An 869-nucleotide genomic window follows, 5' to 3' on the forward strand; every position below is an offset into this window, starting at 1 on the left:
CTGGCCCGCGTGACGCGCTGGCTGTTTCTTTCCGTGATCCCACTGGGGTTGCCTGCTGCGCTGCAAATTGCCGCTGAATTTTGGGCGCCGTTTATCGGCCACAGCAGGATGGGCATATTGGCGGTGCAACTGTTGACGCTGGTCGCCATTTGGCTGCTTGGGTCACGCAGCGCGGGCTCAAGTGCTTCCATTCAAACGTTGATTGCCGTGCTGGTGGTGCTGCTGGTCGCCGCCATTTGGTGGGGCGGAGAGATCAATCCCACGCATATCGCCTGGCCTGCACTGAGTGCTGTCTCTTGGCCGAACACCTTTGATTCACTCGCCGTGATGTTTTGGTGTTTTGTCGGGCTGGAAGCGTTTGCTCACCTTTCCACCGAGTTTCGCAATCCCGAGCGTGATTTCCCACGCGCGTTGATGATCGGCATGCTGATTGCTGGCATCGTCTATTGGGGCTGTACCGTGGCGATTTTGCAGTTGAATGTCTATGGCAGTGATATCCCCCCGACCTCGCTGCTGTTGAGTATTGTCGCGGACCTGTTTGCCAGCCAGTGGATCTATTGGGCCGCCTGCCTCGTCGGTTATCTGGCGTGCTTTGCCAGCGTGAACATATACACCCAAGGCTTTGCGCGACTGGTGTGGTCGCAGGCAGCGCCGGGGAGTCGTTTGGGGAGGCTTTCGCGAGCCCAGGTGCCACTCAGTGCGCTGTCGGCGGTGGTGCTGTGTAGCATGGTCTGTTGTCTGCTGATTTACTGGCTATCTTTGCCTTTAGCGACGCTGATCGTTTATGCCAATGGCATTTTTGTTCTGGTTTATCTGCTGTGCATGCTGGCTGGGTGCCGGTTGTTGAAAGGTCGGGCCCGCCTGATGGC

At 57.7% G+C, this 869-nt stretch carries 1 protein-coding gene; it reads left to right on the forward strand.

The genetic code is table 11. The features are described 5' to 3' along the window. The coding region (yjeH, locus tag J5224_RS36010) for an L-methionine/branched-chain amino acid transporter (RefSeq protein WP_264628874.1) at positions 1 to 869 on the forward strand (869 nt) is incomplete at both ends.

The sequence above is a fragment of the Candidatus Symbiopectobacterium sp. NZEC135 genome (assembly GCF_025962695.1).